Raw genomic sequence first — 15,494 nt, 5'->3', positions numbered from 1 at the left:
GACCCTCGCTATGTTAATTGAAAATCACATCCGTGCGACGAGGTTCCACACGCATCTGTCGCGCAAATGGCAAGTCTGCGAAGGCATCCGGAAGCGTCCGGTCCCCTAGGGAAGCAGGTAAGTCAATGGAGAACCTCAGCAGGAGAAAGGCTCTGACCCTCGGAGTCGCGCTGGGCATCGTCGGCACCGCGGCACCCGTGCCCGCGTGGGCGTCGGCCGGCTCGGCCGCCGCGACCGGAGCCGGAACCCTCACCGGGGCCGGGGCCGCCGCGGGTCCGGGCCCCGAGTGGATCTGGGACGACGCGGCGGACCCGCTGATGGCCCGGATGCTCGACAACGGCCACGTCCCGGCGATCAACCGGGCGTGGGAGAAGTGGGTGCAGAACAACGACCCGATCCCCGGCGGCCTCCCCTCCGACTTCACCGCCTACCTGGCGCAGGCCAACCGGCTGCCCTCCTGGGCCGACCAGGCCAAACTCGCCCGCGCCGCCGACTTCAACCGGCGCCGCGACACGTACCTGTTCATGCTGTACGGCCTCGGCAGCGGCATCATGAGCACCGTCATCCCCCGCGAGGCCAAGAGCGTCTACTGGTCCGCGGGCGGCGCCGACATGCAGGACCGCGCGGCCAAGACGTTCACCTTCGGCTACGACCTCTCACAGCTCGGCGCGTTCAAGCCGACCGGGCAGTTCGTCGTCACCGCCAACAAGACCCGCGTGGTGCACGCCGCCGTGCGCCACCTGCTGCCGCAGTCGCCGCACTGGAAGGCGGTCGCCGACGAGACCGTCCCGATCAGCGCCGCCGACATCCTCGTCACCTTCCACAGCCTCGGCACCTACGTGCACCAGAAGCTGCTCGAGTGGAGGATCCCGTACCCGGCCGCCGACCAGGAGGCCTTCCTGCACATGTGGCAGGTGGCCGTCCACCTGCTCGGCGTGCCCCACGAGCACATCCCCGAGACCTGGGGGGAGGCCATCGCGCAGTCGCGGCAGGTGCTCACCCCGATCCTCACCCCCTCGCCCGAGGGCATCGCGCTCGCGGAGAACCTGCTCGGCCTGACCGCGCAGATCGACCTCGGCGTCACCCGCGGCTTCCTCAACGAGTTCGTGCGCTACGTCCTCAGCGACGAGGTCGGCGACTGGCTCGGCCTCCGGCGTGACTACGCGGCCGCCGCGCTGGTCCGCACGGCGTGGCCGGCGTTCATCCTCTTCCGTGAGGGGCTGTCGCCCGTCATGCCCGGCGCCTTCTACATGCTCGACCAGTTCGTGCGGGCCCTGGCCATGCTGTTCCTCAACAAGGGATCCTCGGCGTTCACCACGCCCATCACCATCCCCACCGGCAACCGGCCCACTTGAGCGGAGGGGCCGCGGTGACACCCGTCCGACCCCGCCTCGCGGCACCAGGGCCGAGGGGCGGGGTCACAGACCCAGGGCGCCCAACGCCAGCGCGGTCACGGCCTCGCGGTTCTCCGGGGTGTCCCGCCACCGCAGGGCCCGCCCCGCCTCGACCACCACACCGAAACCCGCGTGCACCAGCACCCTGGCCTGCCGGGGGTCCAGCTCCGGGCGCACCAGCCGCAGCTGCTGCTCCCACACGGCGATGTGCTCCCGCTGTGCCTGGACCACCGTGCGCCGCAAGTCGTCGCGCAGTCCCGCCAGTTCGGCCTCGGCCACGCTGTTCAGCTCGGTGTGCTCGAAGCTGTAGGCCACGTACGTCGCCGCCAGCGCGACCACCGCCTCGCGCGGGCCGGCCACTCCCTGAAGGTTCCGCTCCACCCCCTGGGACAGCAGTGCCGCCGCCTGGAGGCAGGCCGCCGCCAGGATGTCGATCTTCCCGGGGTAGTGGCGGTACAGCGCGGACGGGGTCAGGCCGACCGCCTGCGCGATCTGCCCGTTGGTGACGTTGGCGAAGCCGTTCCGGGCGAACAGCGGCACGGACGCGGCGAGGATCTCCCCGCGCCGGGTGCGCGGGACGGGCCGGGCGGGCAGTTCCACCGGGTGCGCGCCGGGCGGGACCGCCACGGGGTCGCTCGCGGCCACCCCGAGCGCGGCGGCCGACAGCAGCTCCTCCGCGCGCCGTTGGGCGATGGAGGTGCGGTGCATCGTGACCGACCCGATCGCGCCGAGGGCCGCCACCGCCCGCAGCCGCTCGTCGGGCAGCGGATGCTCGCGCTGCACCGCCTCGTCGACCCGCTCGACCAGACGCCCGAACTTCACCCGCAGGCGCCGGCGGTCCTCGCGGTTGAGGTAGCGCGCCTCCCAGCGGTACACGCCGCCCGACGCGCGGTGCGCCACCGTGATCCGGGTGAGCGCCGTGAGGACGTCCGTGAGGCTCGCTCCGGGCGGCACCTCGTCCAGCACCGCGACCAGCCCGTCCACCATGACGTCCGCGCACTCCGCGAACAGCGCGTACTTGTTGGGGAAGTGCCGGTACAGCGCGGCCGCCGAGATGCCGACCTGGGCGGCGACCTCCTCCATGGAGGCCGTGTGATAGCCGCGCTCGCTGAACACCCGCCCGGCCGCCTCGACGATCAGCTGTCTGCGGTTGCGGGGCCGCGTGGCCGGAGCCGGCTCGGTGGGCGTGGCCGAACGGGCGGACGGGGAGGCGGGGGCCATGGCGATTAGTCAATCACACGGGGTGAGGCGGCCGGGCTCCCTCCGTTTTCCGGTACAGGCACGGCACGGCACAGGCACGGCACAGGCACGGCACAGGCACGGCACAGGCACGGCACAGGCGGGGTACCGCACAGGCAAGGCACCGCACAGGCAAGGCACCGCACAGGCAAAGCACCGCACAGGCAGGAGACCGCGGGCCCTCCGCGTGCGCGGGCGCCGGACGCCCCAGCTCAGTCGAACAGGAGCACCGGTTTCACCACCCTGCCCGTCTCCATGGCCGTCACCGCCGCTCCGATCTCCTCGAACGGGAAGGTCGTCACCAGCGTCTCCAGCGGGAACAGTCCGCGGCGCCACAGCCCGATCAGGTCCGGCAGGAAGCGGCCGGGGTGTGAGTCGCCCTCGATGATCCCGTGCACCCGCACTCCCTTCCCGAGCAGGGACATCACGTCGAACGTCACCTCGCCGCCCAGGCCGAGCAGGGCCAGCTCGCCGCGCGGGCGCAGCGCGGCGACGGCCTGCCGGGCCACCTCCGGGCGTCCCGTGGTCTCCACGACGTGGTGGGCCCCGCCGCCCGTGAGGTCCCGCAGTGCCGCCACCAGACCGTCCCCCGGCGGCAGGGCCGCCTTCGCCCCGAGTTCGACGGCCAGGGCGCGGCGGGCGGGGACGGGGTCGACCGCCACCACCGGGTCGCAGCCCACGGCCACCGCCGCCATCACCGCGCTCAGCCCGACCCCGCCCGCCCCCATGACGGCCAGCGACGCGCCGGGCTCGGGCCGCAGCCGGTTGAGCACGGTGCCCGCACCCGTCTGCCCGCTGCAGCCGAGCGGCGCGGCGACCTCGTCGGGCAGGTCCGCCGGGGCCTTCACCACCCCCCGCTCCCGCACGACGGCGTACGTGGCGAAGCTGGACTGGCCGAAGAAGCCGCCGTGCACCGGCGCGCCGTCGCGGGAGAGGGGGGTGGTGCCGTCGGCGCGCCCGCCGGAGAAGTTCAGCGACCGCGCGTGGAGGCAGTAGGCGGGGTGGCCCGTCGCGCACTGCCCGCACGCGCCGCAGCTCGCGAAGGTGAGGCAGACCCGGTCGCCGGGCGCCACGCCCCTCACCCGCGCGCCGACCGCCTCGACCCGCCCCGCGCCCTCATGGCCGAAGACCATCGGGGTGAGCCGGCGGGGCCAGGCGTCCCGCATGCCCAGATCGGTGTGGCAGACGCCGGCCGCGGTCACCCGCACCAGCACCTCGTCCGGCCGTGGCTCCTCGAGGTCCAGTTCCCGCAGGGCGAACGGGGCGCCCGGCGCCTCGGCGACCGCCGCGCGGATCCGCCTCACGCGCCCTCTCCGGCGCCGGTCCGGGACGCACCGCCGCCGTCCGCTTCGGCGCCGCTTCCGGACGCGGAGGCGCGCTCGAGGAAGAAGTAGTAGAACGGCCCCTCGGCCGGCACGCCCTTCCCGTTCATGATCCCCAGCAGCGTGCTGTCGTCCACCCGCTTGAAGTGGTCGAACACCGGCCGCCCGTCGTACACCATGGTCGCCGTCGACTCGCCCCGGAACTCCACCGTCCACAGGCTCGCCTCACCCTGGCCCAGCTCGGTGTCGGAGTACAGCTCGCCCGCCTCGTTCCGGCACATCAGCGGCTTGGCGTCGTGCACGGAGTGGAACGTCTTGCCGTACCAGCCCGCCTTGGCCAGCATGCCGTTGAGCGGGTGGCCGGTGTCGAACTCGCCGCCCTGCCACGCGCCGAGGATCTCCTCGGGCCGGACCGTCGGCAGCGCGGCCCAGACCGCGTCGAGTTCGCCGGGGTCCACCCGGCCGTTCCGCCGCTGCAGTTCGCGGAACAGGGCGCGCGCCTCGTGCAGGTCCATCACAAGTGTCCTCTCGTCATCGGTGCGAGTCGGTGCGAGCTGGCGCGGTCAAGGCCAGGTCAAGGCGCGGTCGAAGGCCCGGTGCGCCTCACCTCGACGCCCGGGGTGCCGCGCCGCGCGCCGCCGGGGTCCGCCTCGGGAACGGCAGCGCGACGTCCCCGGCGACCGCGGCCGGGTGGCCCACCGTGCCGAGGCTCAGCAGCACGTGCCGTTCCGCGACCTCCTCGGCGGTGAGCGGGCCGTCCTCGCGGAACCAGTTGGCGACGCCCTGGCACATCACGAGCACCGAACGCACCGCGTCGGCCGGGATCGGGGTGGTGAACACGCCCTGGGCGCGCCCCTCCTCGACCGTGTCCAGCAGCATGTGCTCCAGATAGTCGCGAAGGGCGACGTAGCGGGCCCGGTTCTGCGGCTCCAGGCTGCGTATCTCCGTGTCCAGGAACGCCAGTTGGCGGCGGTGGGTCATGTACAGCACGATCGACTCGACCATGCCGCAGAAGCGGGCCAGCGGATCGTCCCCGGCCTCCCGGGCCGCCGCCCGGCAGCGGTCCAGGACGTCCTTGACGGACGTCTCCAGCAGCGTCGCCAGCAGCGCCTGCTTGTTCTCGTAGTGGTAGTACAGCGCGGGCACGGTGACCCCCACCCGGCTCGCTATGTCCCGGACCGACGTGCCGTGGTAGCCCTGCTCGTTGAAGGCCCGCATGGCGTGCATCAGGATCGGGTGCAGATCGAGCGGGGCGTAGGAGCGCCAGTGTCCCGCCGACGGGGTGGTCTCCTGGCCGGGCGCGGTGTTCAACGGCTCTCCTCCGGTGCTGCGGCGGTCGGCGGCATCGTACGGCGGTGCGTCCGGCCCGCCTCCCTCCCGCACTTAGCGATCGTTCAGGAGATGGCGGCGCACGACGGCCGACCCGCAGTCACTTTCCTCCCCTCCGCCGACAAAAACAAGTGCGGCACGGGGAGTTGACCGTCTCGCCTCCCGCTCCTACGTTGAGCGAACGCTCAGTAAGTCCCCGGTCGCGAGCGGCGGGTCCGCCGCGCACCGAGAGAGGAACCCATGAGCCCCACCTCCACCCACCCTCCCGGCCGCACCGTCGCGGGCCCGCTGGACGGGGTGCGCGTGGTCGAACTGGCCGGCATCGGACCCGGACCGTTCGCCGCGATGCTCCTCGCCGATCTGGGCGCCGACGTGGTGCGGGTGGACCGCCCCGGCCGCACCCCGCTCGGCGGCGACCCCGCCCGCGACCTGACCAACCGCAACAAGCGGTCCGTCGTCGTCGACCTCAAGGCGCCCGGAGGTCCCGCCGCGGTACGGGCGTTGGCGGCGCGCGCCGACATCCTGCTGGAGGGGTGCCGGCCCGGCGTCGCGGAGCGGCTCGGCGTCGGCCCCGACCGGTGCATGGCCGACAACCCCGCGCTGGTGTACGGCCGGATGACCGGCTGGGGGCAGGACGGCCCGCTGGCCCCCCTGGCCGGGCACGACATCGGCTACATCGCCACCGCCGGCGCCCTGTCCATGATCGGGGCCTCAGACGGCCCGCCCGTCTTCCCCGCCAACCTGCTCGGCGACTACGCGGGCGGCGCCCTCTACCTCACCACCGGCGTCCTCGCCGCCCTGCTCACCGCCCGCACCACCGGCCAGGGCCAAGTCGTGGACGCGGCCATCGTGGACGGCACCGCCCATCTCACCAGCCTCTTCTGGGGCATGCTCGCCGAGGGCGCCTGGCGCGACGCGCGCGGACGCAACCTCCTCGACGGCGGCTGCCCCTACTACGCCGTCTACGAGACCTCCGACGGCGGCTGGATGGCGGTCGGCGCCCTGGAACCGCACTTCTACGCCGTGTTCGTCTCCCTGCTCGGCCTGGACGCCGACGAGCTGCCCGACCGCACCGACCCGCGCAACTGGCCCGCCCTGCGCGCCGCGTTCACCGCCCGCTTCGCGTCCGCCCCCCGCGCCCGCTGGAAGGCCGTCTTCGAAGGCACCGACGCCTGCGTCGCCCCCGTGCTCTCCCTCCGGGAGGCGGCCGGGCACCCGCACCTGACCGCGCGGGGCACGTACACCGAGGCGCACGGCGTGACCCAGCCCGCCCCCGCGCCCCGCTTCTCCGGCACACCCGGCACGCTCCGGCGCCCGCCGGCCGTCCCCGGCGCCCACACCTTTGACGTGGCCCGCGACTGGGACGTGCCCGACCTGCTGAAGGACCCCACCTGATGGAACTGTCCTCACCCCTGGCCTACGCGGAGGACCCGCGCACCGCCGCCGACCGGGCCGCCGCCCTGGAGTCCGCCGGGCTCGACGCCGTGTGGGTCGCCGAGGCGTACGGCTTCGACTCCCCGACGATCATGGGTTACCTCGCCGCGAGGACGCGGCGCATGCGCATCGGCTCCGCGATCCTCAACGTCTACTCCCGCACCCCCGCCCTGATCGCCCAGACCGCCGCGGGACTCGACGCCGTGAGCGGCGGGCGCGCCGTCCTCGGCATCGGCGCCTCGGGGCCGCAGGTCGTCGAGGGCTGGCACGGCCGCGTCTACGACCGCCCGCTGGGCCGCGCCCGTGAGGTCATCGAGCTGTCCCGGCGGATCTGGCGGCGCGAGGTGATCGAGCACCACGGCATCACCGACCTGCCCGTCCCGCCCGAGAAGGGCGGCACCCTCGGCAAACCCCTGAAGCTCCTCAACCACCCCGTCCGCGACACCGTCCCGGTGTACCTCGCCGCCCTGGGGCCGGCCAGCGTCCGCACGGCCGCCGAGATCGCCGACGGATGGCTGCCGTTCCTCTACGCCCCCGAACACGCGGCGAAGGTCTGGGGCCCGTCCCTCGCCGAGGGCGCCGCCCGGCGCGACCCCGCGCTCGGTCCCCTCCAGGTCGTCGCGGGCGGCCTGCTCGCCATCGGCGACGACGCCGAAGCCGTACGCGACCTCATGCGTCCCACCGTCGCCCTCTACGTCGGCGGCATGGGCGCGCCCGGCCGCAACTTCTACTTCGACCTCGTCTGCTCCTACGGCCACGAGGCCGCCGCGGCCGCCATCCAGGAGCACTACCTCGCCGGACGCAAGAAGGACGCGGAGGCCGCCGTGCCGGCCGAACTGCTGGAGCAGCTCTGCCTGGCCGGCCCCGAGGACTACGTCCGCGACCGCGTCGAGGTCTTCCGCGAGGCGGGCGTGACCATGCTCAACGTCACCCCCGTCGGCCCCGACCCCGCCCGACTGATCGAGCACGTGAGGAGCTGGCTGTGACGACCCCGGAGCGCACCCTGTACGGACCCGAGCACGAGGCCTTCCGCGAGACGGTGCGGACCTTCCTGACGAAGGAGGTGCTGCCGCACCACGAACGGTGGGAGCGGGACGGGGCGGTGGACCGCGAGGTGTGGCGCTCGGCCGGCCGCCAGGGCCTGCTGGGCATGGCGGTCGACGAGGAGTACGGGGGCGGCGGGACCGACGACTTCCGCTACAGCGCGGTCCTCATCGAGGAGTTCGCCCGCGCCGGCGCCTCCGGGCTGGCGCTGAGCCTGCACAACGACATCGTCGGCCCGTACCTCACCCGCCTGGCGAACGAGGAGCAGAAGCGCCGCTGGCTGCCCGGCTTCACCTCCGGCGACCTGGTCACCGCCATCGCCATGACCGAACCCGGCGCCGGCTCCGACCTCCAGGGCATCCGCACCACCGCCACCGACCAGGGCGACCACTACCTGCTCAACGGCGCCAAGACGTTCATCTCCAACGGCATCCTCGCCGACCTCGTCGTCGTGGTCGCCCGCACCACCCCCGAGGGCGGCAGCGGCGGGCAGAGCCTGCTCGTCGTCGAGCGCGGCACGGACGGCTTCGAACGCGGGCGCAACCTCGACAAGATCGGCCAGAAGGCGCAGGACACCGCCGAGCTGTTCTTCACCGACGTGCGCGTGCCCAAGGGGAACCTGTTGGGGGAGGAGAACCAGGCCTTCGCGTACCTCATGGGCAACCTGGCCCAGGAACGGCTGGCCATCGCCGTCGGCGCCGCCGCCGCGGCCGAGGAGATCCTCGACGTCACCACCCGCTACGTGAAGGAACGCGAGGCGTTCGGCAGGCCGCTCGCCAGGCTCCAGCACATCCGGTTCGAGATCGCCGAGATGGCCACCGAGAACGCGGTCACCCGTGCCTTCGTGGACCGCTGCGTCGCCGACCACAGCGCGGGCCGGCTCGACGCCGTGCACGCCTCGATGGCCAAGTGGTGGGCGACCGAACTGAACAAGCGCGTGGTCGACCGCTGTCTGCAACTCCACGGCGGCTACGGCTACATGAGCGAGTACAAGGTCGCCAGGGCCTTCCTCGACAGCCGCATCCAGACCATCTACGGCGGCACCACCGAAATCATGAAGGAGATCATCGGCCGCTCCTTGCTGCGCTGAGCACCGGCCGGCTCCGCACCCCCTCCGACCCGACCCGGAAGGCACCCGAGGTGAGCACCGAAGCGTATGTGTACGACGCGATCCGCACCCCGCGCGGGCGCGGCAAGGCGAACGGCGCCCTGCACGGCACCAAGCCCATCGACCTGGTCGTCGGGCTGATCCACGAGATCCGCGCCCGCTTCCCCGGACTCGACCCGGCCGCCGTCGACGACATCGTGCTCGGCGTCGTCGGGCCGGTCGGCGACCAGGGCTCCGACATCGCCCGGATCGCCGCCATCGCCTCGGGCCTGCCGGACACGGTGGCCGGCGTGCAGGAGAACCGCTTCTGCGCCTCCGGGCTCGAAGCGGTCAACATGGCCGCGATGAAGGTCCGTTCGGGCTGGGAGGACCTGGTCCTCGCGGGCGGCGTGGAGTCCATGTCCCGCGTGCCCATGGCCTCCGACGGCGGCGCCTGGTTCAACGACCCGATGACCAACCTCGAGGTCAACTTCGTGCCGCAGGGCATCGGCGCGGACCTCATCGCCACCCTGGAGGGCTTCTCCCGGCGGGACGTCGACGAGTACGCCGCCCTCTCCCAGGAACGGGCGGCCACGGCCTGGAAGGAGGGCCGCTTCGGGCGGTCCGTCGTCCCGGTGAAGGACCGCAGCGGCCTGGTCGTCCTCGACCACGACGAGCACCTGCGCCCCGGCACCACCGCCGACTCCCTCGCGAAGCTCAAGCCGTCCTTCGCGGACATCGGCGAGCTGGGCGGCTTCGACGCGGTGGCGCTGCAGAAGTACCACTGGGTGGAGCGGATCGACCACGTCCACCACGCGGGCAACTCCTCCGGCATCGTCGACGGCGCCGCCCTGGTCGCGATCGGCTCCAAGGAGGCCGGCGAGCGCCACGGCCTCACCCCGCGCGCCCGGATCGTCTCCGCCGCCGTCTCCGGCTCCGAGCCGACCATCATGCTCACCGGCCCCGCGCCCGCCACCCGCAAGGCGCTCGCCAAGGCCGGGCTGACCGTCGACGACATCGACCTGGTCGAGATCAACGAGGCGTTCGCGGCCGTCGTGCTGCGGTTCGTGAAGGACATGGGCCTGTCGCTGGACAAGGTCAACGTCAACGGCGGCGCCATCGCGCTCGGCCACCCGCTCGGCGCGACCGGCGCGATGATCCTGGGCACCCTCGTCGACGAACTGGAGCGCCAGGACAAGCGCTACGGGCTCGCCACGCTCTGCGTCGGCGGCGGCATGGGCATCGCCACCATCGTCGAGCGCGTCTGACCCCCTCCCGACGGATCACCTGGAGCACACCCTCATGAGCAGCGAGTCCACCACCATCCGCTGGGAGCAGGACGACACCGGCGTCGTCACCCTCGTCCTCGACGACCCGTCCCGGTCGGTCAACACCATGAACGCCGCGTTCATCGACTCGCTGGAGGCCGTCACCGCGCGGCTGGCCGAGCAGCGCGACAGCGTCCGCGGTGTGATCGTCGCCTCCGCCAAGAAGAGCTTCTTCGCCGGCGGCGACCTGCACGACCTGATCTCCGTCACGCCCGAGACGGCCGGTGTCTCCTACGAGGCCGGCATGCGCGTCAAGCGGGCGCTGCGGATCATGGAGACCCTGGGCAGGCCGGTCGTCGCGGTGATCAACGGCGCGGCGCTGGGCGGCGGTTACGAGATCGCCCTGGCCTGCCACCACCGCATCGCCCTGGACGCGCCCGGCACCAAGGTCGGCTGCCCCGAGGTGACCCTGGGTCTGCTGCCCGGAGGCGGCGGGGTCACCCGCACGGTCCGCATGTTCGGCGTGACGGAGGCCCTGCGGAAGGTCCTCCTGGAGGGCACGCAGTACGGCCCCGCCCGTGCCCTGGAGGCGGGTCTCGTCGACGAGGTCGTCTCCGACCCCGGCGAACTCCTCGCCCGCGCACGGGCGTTCGTCGACGCCCACCCCGAGTCCGCGCAGCCCTGGGACGCCCCCGGCTACCGCATCCCCGGCGGCACCCCGTCGCACCCGAAGTTCGCCGCCAACCTGCCCGCCCTCCCCGCACTGCTGCGGAAGAGGACCGGCGGCGCTCCCTGCCCCGCCCCGCGCAACATCCTCGCGGCGGCCGTGGAGAGCGCCCAGGTCGACCTGGACACGGCCTTCGAGATCGAGGCCCGCCACCTGACCGAGCTGGTCACCGGGCAGATCACCAAGAACATGATCCAGGGGTTCTTCTTCGACCTCCGGGCGGTCGACTCCGGCGCCGGGCGCCCGAAGGGCGTCCCCGCGCGGAAGGTGACCCGGGTGGCCGTGCTCGGCGCGGGCATGATGGGCGCCGGCATCGCCTACTCCTGCGCCGCCGCGGGCATCGACGTCGTGCTGAAGGACGTCACCGCCGACGCGGCGTCCCGGGGCAGGGGCTACTCCGAGAAGCTGTGCGCCAAGGCCGTCGCGCGCGGCCGTACGACACAGGAGCGGGCGGACGCCCTGCTCGCCCGCATCACCCCGACCGCGCAGAGCGGGGACCTGGCCGGCTGCGACGCGGTGATCGAGGCCGTCTTCGAGGACACCTCCCTCAAGCACCGGGTGTTCCAGGAGATCCAGCACGTCGTGGAGCCCGACGCCCTGCTGTGCTCCAACACCTCCACCCTGCCCATCACCGCCCTCGCCGAGGGCGTCGAGCGGCAGGAGGACTTCATCGGGCTGCACTTCTTCTCGCCCGTCGACAAGATGCCGCTGGTGGAGATCGTCAAGGGCGAGAGGACGGGGGAGGAGGCGCTGGCCCGCGCCTTCGACCTGGTGCGGCAGATCCGCAAGACGCCGATCGTGGTCAACGACTCCCGCGGCTTCTTCACCTCCCGCGTCATCGGCCGCTTCATCGACGAGGGCGTCGCCATGGTCGGCGAGGGGATCGACCCGGCCTCCGTCGAGCAGGCGGCGGCCCAGGCCGGCTATCCGGCCAAGGTCCTCGCCCTGATGGACGAACTCACCCTCACCCTCCCGCGCAGGATCCGTGAGGAGAACCGCCGCGCGGTCGAGGCGGACGGCGGCACCTGGCGGCCGCACCCCGCGGACGCGGTGGTGGACCGCATGATCGACGCGTTCGGCCGTCCCGGACGGTCCGGCGGTGCCGGCTTCTACGACTACGACGAGCAGGGCCGGCGCGCCGGCCTCTGGCCCGGTCTGCGCGAGCACTTCACCGACCCGGTGACGCGGCCCGCCGACCTCACCGAGCTGAAGGAGCGGATGCTCTTCGCCGAGGCGCTGGACGCGGTGCGCTGTCTGGAGGAGGGCGTGCTGGAGTCGGTGGCCGACGCCAACGTCGGCTCGCTGCTCGGTATCGGCTTCCCGCCGTGGACCGGCGGCGTCCTGCAGTACGTCAACGGCTACGACGGCGGCCTGCCCGGCTTCGTCGCCCGCGCCCGCGAACTCGCCGGACGGTACGGCGACCGCTTCGCCCCGCCCGAGTTGCTGCTGCGCAAGGCCGGCCGCGGCGAGACCTTCACCGACGCCTGAGCGCAAGGCCCGCTCCCGGCACCGGGCACGCCCGCAGGGGCTTCCCCACGCCGCGGTCTCCCCGGACGTTCTCTCCCCGACCCGCAACGCAAGGAGGCCCCGATGACTTCGCCACCCCGCACCGCAGGCGACCTGCCCGACGACCCCGCCGCCCGCACCCTGCCCCGGCTCCTGGCCCGCAACGCGCACGCGTACCCCGACCTGCCGGGCCTGTCCTGGCAGTCGGACGACCCCGGCACCGACTGGGCGACGCTCACCTGGGGCGAGATCCACGCGCACACCCGAGGCCTCGCCGCCGGCTACCGGGCCCTCGGCGTCGGCCGCGGCGACCACGTGCTCCTGATGATGGCCAACCGGCCCGAGCACTGGCTGTCCGACCTGGCGCTGGTCCGCCTCGGCGCGGTCCCGGTGAGCGTCTACGGCACCTCGGCCCCCGAGCAGATCACCCACATCGCCCGCAACTGCCGCGCCCGCCTCGCCGTCGTCGGCGGGGCGGACCAGCTCCCGGTGTGGGAACCGCTGCTGGCCGACCCCGGTACCCCGCTGGAACGGCTCGTGGTGGCCGACGCGGGAGCCGAGGGCGCGCACGTGCCGTACGCGTCGCTGCGGCGCGAGCCGGTGCCGGAGGAGTTCGGCAAGGAACTGGACACCGCCCGTCCCGAGGACCCGCTGACCGTCGTCTACACCTCCGGCACCACCGGCGAGCCCAAGGGCGTCGTCCTCACCCACCGGGTGGTGCTGTCCAACGTGCTCGCGCTGGACGCCGTGGTGGAACTCCCGCCGCACGTCGAGCACGTCTGCTACCTGCCGTTCGCGCACATCGCCGAGCGGATGCTGGGCATCTACCTGCCCTGTCACCGCGCGTCGCACGTCTACCTGTGCGCCGACCCGACGAAGGTCGGCGAGGTGGTGCGCACGGTGCGCCCGGCGCAGTTCTTCGGCGTGCCGCGCATCTGGGAGAAACTGTCCGCCGCCGTGCGGGCCGTGCTCTCGCTGATGCCGGACGGCCAACGGGCCGTCATCGACGCGGCGTTCGAGGTGGCGCGCGAGCACGTCGCGTACCGCGAGCGCGGCCAGGTGCCGCCGCCCGAGCTGGAGGAGCGCTACACCCGCGTCCGCGAGGAGGTGCTGCTGCCCATGCTGGCGGCCGGCGGCCTGGACCGGGTGACCTGGACGGCCAGCGCGTCCGCGCCCATGCCGGCCGACGTGGTGAGGTTCTGGGCCGGGTTCGGCGTCGTCATCATGGACGCCTGGGGGCTGACCGAGACCACCGGCGTCGCCACCAGCAACAGCCCGAAGACCGGTTTCCGGCTCGGCTCGGTGGGCCGCCCGGTGGGGTCCGTGGAGATCCGCGTCGCCGAGGACGGCGAGATCATGGTGCGCGGCGCGTCGGTGTTCGACGGCTACCTCCAGCCGGACGGCTCCGTGCGGTCCGCGCTGGACGCCGACGGCTGGCTGGCCACCGGCGACGTCGGCCGGATCGACGAGGACGGCTACCTGTGGCTCACCGACCGCAAGAAGGAGATGATCATCACCTCGACCGGCAAGAACGTCTCGCCGGCCCTGGTGGAGAACACCCTCAAGGAACACCCGCTGATCGGCCAGGCCATGGTGCACGGCGACAACCGCTCCTACCTGGTCGCCCTGCTGGTCCTTGACCCGGAGGCCGCCCCGGCCTGGGCCGCGAGGCACGGCATCGACACGGAGGGCGGCCCGGCCGCCCTCGTACGGCATCCGGACATCCGGGCCGAGGTGGAGCGTGCGGTGGCCGCCGCCAACAGCCGCCTCAACCGCACCGAGCAGGTCAAGCGGTACGAACTGCTCGCTGAGGAGTGGGGTCCGGCGACCGGTGAGCTGACCCCGTCGCTGAAGATGCGGCGCCGCGTCATCCGCGACAAGTACGCCGACGCGTTGACCGCGCTCTACGACGGCTGACCTCTCGCACGACGACGGCCGCCCGCCCCGGTCCCAGGGGGCGGGCGGCCCTCGTGTGCGCCCGGATCAGAGCCCGTACGTCTTGCCGATGACGTCCCGCTGGATCTCGCTCGTCCCGCCGTACACCGTGGAGACGACCGCGGCCCGCAGATGGCGCTCCATGTCGAACTCCGTGGTGTAGCCGTAGCCGCCCATCATCTGCATGCCCTCCAGCGCGGTGCGCTTGGCGAGTTCGGTGGCCTTCAGCTTGGCCATCGACGCCTCGCGCGGGAACAGCTCGTCCGGCCGCGCGTCGCAGTCCAGGGCCACCTCGCGCACCAGCAGCCGTGTGCACTCGATCTCGGTGGCCAGGTCCGCGACCCGGTGCCGCAGCGCCTGGAAGGAGCCGACGGGCCGCCCGAACTGCTCCCGTTCACGGACGTAGGCGACCGCGTCGTCGAAGGCGCGGCGGGCCAGGCCCAGCATGTCGGCGGCCAGGAACAGCCGCTCGTGGTCGAGGCCGGCCATCAACTGCCTCCACCCGCCGTTCACCTCGCCGACGACGGAGTCCGCGGGCAGGCGTACGTCCGTGAGGTGGACGTCGTTGACCTCGCGGCCGCGCATCGTCCCGATGCCCCGGATCTCCACGCCCGGTGTGCCGGCCGGCAGGTGGAACATGGTCAGCCCGCCGTGCTTGTCCTCGCCGGTGCGGGCCACCAGCAGGATGCTCCGGGCGCAGTGCGCGTTGGAGATCCAGGTCTTCTGGCCGTCGATCGCCCAGGTGCCGTCCCGCTCCCGCCGGGCCCGGCAGCGCAGCGCCCCGACGTCGGACCCGGCCCCCGGCTCCGACATCGCGATCGCCAGCACGTCGCCGCGGACCGCGCCGGACAGCACCTCCCGCCGCTGCCGTTCGGTGCCGAACCGCTCGTACGCCTTCGCCGTGATCACCGTCGTGACGAAGCCGCCGCACGGCACCATCCCGTACGACGTCTCCTCCAGGAACAGGCAGGCGTCGGCGGTCCCGCCGCCGGCGCCGCCGTACTCCTCGGGCAGGCAGATCCCGAGCCAGCCCAGGTCGGCCAGCTTGCGGTACAGCCCCGGATGGTGCGCCTCGCGGCCGCCGTCCGTCAGCGCGTCGCGCTGTTCCCGGGTGCCGCACTCGCGCTTGGCGAAGTCGCGTACGGCCGCCGCGAACGCGGCCTGTTCCTCGGTGAGTCGACTGCCCATCAGGTCCTCCGGGATGCGGGT

The 15,494-nt window shown here is 73.1% G+C and carries 12 protein-coding genes; 7 read left to right on the top strand and 5 right to left on the bottom strand.

Annotated features, from left to right (window positions below):
• Positions 1 to 125 precede the first annotated feature (125 nt).
• On the top strand, positions 126 to 1,355 hold the full coding sequence (locus C1708_RS03685; RefSeq protein WP_106411276.1) for an oxygenase MpaB family protein: 1,230 nt from the start codon (positions 126 to 128) through the stop codon (positions 1,353 to 1,355).
• 63 nt (positions 1,356 to 1,418) lie between these two features.
• On the opposite strand, the gene C1708_RS03680 is transcribed toward C1708_RS03685, so the two are convergent.
• The 4 genes from C1708_RS03680 to C1708_RS03665 form a co-directional block, all read right to left on the bottom strand.
• Positions 1,419 to 2,615, bottom strand: coding sequence for a TetR/AcrR family transcriptional regulator (locus C1708_RS03680; RefSeq protein WP_106411275.1), 1,197 nt, complete (start codon positions 2,613 to 2,615; stop codon positions 1,419 to 1,421).
• 230 nt (positions 2,616 to 2,845) lie between these two features.
• Entirely contained in the window at positions 2,846 to 3,937 is a 1,092-nt protein-coding gene (locus C1708_RS03675) for an NAD(P)-dependent alcohol dehydrogenase (protein WP_106411274.1), read from the bottom strand.
• Positions 3,934 to 4,470, bottom strand: coding sequence for a DUF4334 domain-containing protein (locus C1708_RS03670; RefSeq protein ID WP_106411273.1), 537 nt, complete (start codon positions 4,468 to 4,470; stop codon positions 3,934 to 3,936). Before C1708_RS03670 ends, C1708_RS03675 begins: the two co-directional genes overlap by 4 nt.
• 88 nt (positions 4,471 to 4,558) lie before the next feature.
• Positions 4,559 to 5,266 (bottom strand): TetR/AcrR family transcriptional regulator, encoded by a 708-nt coding sequence (locus C1708_RS03665; RefSeq protein WP_106411272.1) that lies wholly within the window; start codon positions 5,264 to 5,266, stop codon positions 4,559 to 4,561.
• 258 nt (positions 5,267 to 5,524) lie between these two features.
• On the opposite strand from C1708_RS03665, the gene C1708_RS03660 reads away from it, so the two are divergent.
• The 6 genes from C1708_RS03660 (at position 5,525) to C1708_RS03635 (ending at position 14,267) form a co-directional block, all read left to right on the top strand.
• Entirely contained in the window at positions 5,525 to 6,679 is a 1,155-nt protein-coding gene (locus tag C1708_RS03660) for a CaiB/BaiF CoA transferase family protein (RefSeq protein WP_106411271.1), read from the top strand.
• On the top strand, positions 6,679 to 7,704 hold the full coding sequence (locus C1708_RS03655; protein WP_106411270.1) for an LLM class F420-dependent oxidoreductase: 1,026 nt from the start codon (positions 6,679 to 6,681) through the stop codon (positions 7,702 to 7,704). Before C1708_RS03660 ends, C1708_RS03655 begins: the two co-directional genes overlap by 1 nt.
• Positions 7,701 to 8,852, top strand: coding sequence for an acyl-CoA dehydrogenase family protein (locus C1708_RS03650; RefSeq protein WP_106411269.1), 1,152 nt, complete (start codon positions 7,701 to 7,703; stop codon positions 8,850 to 8,852). Before C1708_RS03655 ends, C1708_RS03650 begins: the two co-directional genes overlap by 4 nt.
• Positions 8,853 to 8,902: 50 nt before the next feature.
• Positions 8,903 to 10,117: an acetyl-CoA C-acetyltransferase gene (locus tag C1708_RS03645; protein ID WP_106411268.1), complete on the top strand. Its 1,215-nt coding sequence runs from the start codon at positions 8,903 to 8,905 to the stop codon at positions 10,115 to 10,117.
• Positions 10,118 to 10,151: 34 nt separating this feature from the next.
• On the top strand, positions 10,152 to 12,332 hold the full coding sequence (locus C1708_RS03640) for a 3-hydroxyacyl-CoA dehydrogenase NAD-binding domain-containing protein (protein WP_106411267.1): 2,181 nt from the start codon (positions 10,152 to 10,154) through the stop codon (positions 12,330 to 12,332).
• 102 nt (positions 12,333 to 12,434) lie between these two features.
• Complete coding sequence (locus C1708_RS03635; protein ID WP_106411266.1) at positions 12,435 to 14,267, top strand: AMP-dependent synthetase/ligase; 1,833 nt, start codon at positions 12,435 to 12,437, stop codon at positions 14,265 to 14,267.
• Positions 14,268 to 14,333: 66 nt separating this feature from the next.
• Here the strand turns inward: C1708_RS03635 and C1708_RS03630 are convergent, their stop codons facing one another.
• Positions 14,334 to 15,473: an acyl-CoA dehydrogenase family protein gene (locus C1708_RS03630; protein ID WP_106416137.1), complete on the bottom strand. Its 1,140-nt coding sequence runs from the start codon at positions 15,471 to 15,473 to the stop codon at positions 14,334 to 14,336.
• Between the last annotated feature and the right edge of the window lie 21 nt (positions 15,474 to 15,494).

Source organism: Streptomyces sp. DH-12 (assembly GCF_002899455.1).
Classification (GTDB): Bacteria; Actinomycetota; Actinomycetes; order Streptomycetales; family Streptomycetaceae; genus Streptomyces.
This window is presented reverse-complemented; position numbering and strand designations above follow the sequence as displayed.

Coding starts and splice junctions, on each gene's coding strand:
- C1708_RS03685 (WP_106411276.1), top strand. CDS start 126: ATGGAGAACCTCAGCAGGAGAAAGGCTCTGACCCTCGGAGTCGCGCTG.
- C1708_RS03680 (WP_106411275.1), bottom strand. CDS start 2,615: ATGGCCCCCGCCTCCCCGTCCGCCCGTTCGGCCACGCCCACCGAGCCG.
- C1708_RS03670 (WP_106411273.1), bottom strand. CDS start 4,470: ATGGACCTGCACGAGGCGCGCGCCCTGTTCCGCGAACTGCAGCGGCGG.
- C1708_RS03660 (WP_106411271.1), top strand. CDS start 5,525: ATGAGCCCCACCTCCACCCACCCTCCCGGCCGCACCGTCGCGGGCCCG.
- C1708_RS03655 (WP_106411270.1), top strand. CDS start 6,679: ATGGAACTGTCCTCACCCCTGGCCTACGCGGAGGACCCGCGCACCGCC.
- C1708_RS03640 (WP_106411267.1), top strand. CDS start 10,152: ATGAGCAGCGAGTCCACCACCATCCGCTGGGAGCAGGACGACACCGGC.
- C1708_RS03635 (WP_106411266.1), top strand. CDS start 12,435: ATGACTTCGCCACCCCGCACCGCAGGCGACCTGCCCGACGACCCCGCC.
- C1708_RS03630 (WP_106416137.1), bottom strand. CDS start 15,473: ATGGGCAGTCGACTCACCGAGGAACAGGCCGCGTTCGCGGCGGCCGTA.